This window comes from Alicyclobacillus suci (genome assembly GCF_017329615.1).
GTDB classification, from domain to species: Bacteria; Bacillota; Bacilli; order Alicyclobacillales; family Alicyclobacillaceae; genus Alicyclobacillus; species Alicyclobacillus suci.
Genome location: NZ_JAFMTW010000100.1, coordinates 1 through 2,798, shown reverse-complemented (window position 1 = coordinate 2,798; position 2,798 = coordinate 1). Strand labels below are relative to the sequence as shown.

Sequence of the window (2,798 nt, the reverse complement as noted above, 5' to 3'; positions counted from 1 at the left end):
TCTACTGATTGCTGCACACTTTTAGTAGATTGCACTCGATGGCTTTTTCGTCAAGATTCAGCCTCCAGAAGAATTTACACCACTATTTGAGACTTTAACCGTCTTTACGTACGAGACAAAGCGTTAGCACGGTTAATAACCGAGATGGAAGGAGAATTTCGGGTTCCTGGGCTGAGAGAGAAACATGGGAAGCGAATAACAAGCCTGTTGTGACTTGATATCGCATCATCTCAGAGAACCGAACAACGATTTAACCGTCAACATGACATCCCCACTTCTAGAGATGTTACCCCATGAATCCGATGAAAATATGAATTTGCCGACAAATCATCATCTTATTGCCCCCCGATTTACACACCGCGTTGCCTACAAAAAAAGACAGCCCACGTTACCGTAGGCTGTAAATACGGGGTAAAGGTAAGGATCGCCAGCCCCACCTTCGCTGACGACAAATTGGCGGCCACAGATACCGCCTTTCCTAGCGGGGATCATTATAAGGGGCGGCAGGTGCAAAGTCTGTCGAAGCGCGGCGTCTGAACATTGGTACATTGTGTCACTGTACGAACCAATTTTGTGTAAGGAACTGGATGAACGTGACGTCGGAGGTATGGACAAAGGTGCAAAGGATATGGAGGAAAACGATGTAAATTGTTCTAGGTTGTCTTACTATGATATAGGTATTGGTTCATTGGAGGTTTACTATGAAAGTACTTAAAATTCTAGCCGGCCCTTGTGCAGTGGTATCTTTAGTCTTGTCTCCACTCGCTATCTCGGCTGCAACTCAATCACCCTACACGCAAGCGATCAGCCAACACCAGGCAACAATAGACGGTGAGATGGTCAAATACGTGACCATCAACACCCACAATCCGAACGTCTCTGTATTCCCGGTGATTGCAAATCATAAGCTGGGTACAACCGAGTCGTTGGCGAATATGGCCAAATCCGTCCATGCGGTGGTCGCCATAAACGGAACTTTCTTCAACTCGTGGGGGAACAAATTTCCGACAGGGACAATAGAGATTAACGGACAATTTGAGAGTGCGGGACAGGGCACGCTTTTAGCGTTCGGTTCCAACGGAAACATGCTGATGACCCGCGCGAAGGAGACCTTATCCGGAACGATCGAGGACCAGACGAACCCATCTGTCACTGGGCTTTGGCCGTGGTACATCAACTCACCTTCGACAAACTCGGGCGTCGTCGATATTCTAACTTCTTACTTCGGTAAGACGATGACGAATAAGAACGCAGATTTAGTGAGTATTGCGGATGGTAAAGTCACGAGTGTCAAACAAGGTAGCACTACTATCCCATCTAATGGATACTCCGTGGAAATTGGCAAAGGCGAGAAATCAATGCTTAGCCGCATTCACCCTGGCGACCCAGCGAGTGTCAGCGTAAATGTGGAGAACTTAAAGGGACAAGCGATTAACATCTCCAAATACCCTAATGCGTTGGGGTGTGGACCGATGTTAGTGGATGACCGTCAAGTTGTCTTAAATCCATCACTTGAAGGTTTTAAGGATCCCACGTTGGTTGATAGTAATACACTGCGGAGTTTCGCAGGGATAGACGCCAAGGGAGACCTTGTACTCGGGACAATTCACGCCGCTACACTGTCAACGGAAGCTGACATAGCGAAGAAACTTGGGTTAAAGCAAGCGATGAATTTGGACGGTGGGAGTTCCGCGGGACTGTACCTGAATGGACGTTACGTGACGCCGCCAGGAAGAAATCTTTCGACGGCATTAGTGGTGACGTACAAGTGAAGTTATAACCCACAACGTAAATGGCAATGGAGGACCGTGGAGATGATATAATTGGAATGCGGTTGTTGCGTGCAACCACCCGGCCCGTAGAAATGTGGGCCAACTGCCCTGTTGGGATTTCTCTACGGGCAGGAGGTGGCTGTCTATGAAGGTAACAGTCAAGCTTAAAGCAGCACCAGTGAACATAGCTGGCATGCCACTCTGGTTATTCTCGTTACACATAGAGTTCCAGAAATGAGCAAGAGCTAATACCCCAGCACAGGTATTAGCTCTCAAGGCGTACCATACATTCATATGACACAACAGGGCTAGTTGGCCCCAACCGCAGCACCGTTCATCAGTTACAGCTGATGGGCGGTGTCTTTATTTTTATTATAACCAAGTGTAAGAAACTGATGCAATTATCCAATGTCCCTCATGGTTACGGAGAGGGCTCCAGTTCAAGGGCTTTTACGGTCATTTTACAAAGAGTCGTTTAGAGAACAGTTACTTTTTCATAATCCATATTCGGTCGTGCTCATCGTCTGAAATAAGTTGAATTTTTCCTTCGTTTTGAAGATAACTTATAAATTCGCCTACCTGTTTATAAAGTTCATCTCTATTTTGCTTCATGCGGTAGGGTTCCTGACGAATAAGTTGTGAAACAAGTGCCCTTTGACTCACTGTTCCCTTTGTAATGAAAATCCAAAGATAGCCCATTGAGTTCCTTATTAAAAAAGGCGGATTAGGCATGGGTACAAACTTCATATTAGAAGGGCGATACTCGGTATTTTGATGTATTGGTCGACGTAGATTGGAATTGGAGTTTAAAACGATTCTCTTATTAAAGGGTGTATCATCGGGAAAATTAAACGTTCGTTTCTGTAATTCATGTTGAAAAATACGTTGCCTTAAAGTCTTAATCTGACTGGATAGAAGGGGAAGTCCTGGTAGTGTCCCGTCAAGTGGTGTAAATTGAGTGCAACCCCTAGTGTTAGCTATTTATGCAAAACTGACGTTGGAGCTAGTAACTGCTGTTCATCAGTG

General features: G+C 45.7%; 1 protein-coding gene. It reads left to right on the top strand.

Annotation, left to right across the window (positions count from 1 at the left end):
• Positions 1-701 precede the first annotated feature (701 nt).
• Positions 702-1,772: a phosphodiester glycosidase family protein gene (locus J3482_RS19780; protein ID WP_021297482.1), complete on the top strand. Its 1,071-nt coding sequence runs from the start codon at positions 702-704 to the stop codon at positions 1,770-1,772.
• Positions 1,773-2,798: the final 1,026 nt, after the last annotated feature.

Excerpts from the sequence above, each read along its gene's own strand:
- J3482_RS19780 (WP_021297482.1), top strand. The coding sequence starts at position 702 with ATGAAAGTACTTAAAATTCTAGCCGGCCCTTGTGCAGTGGTATCTTTA.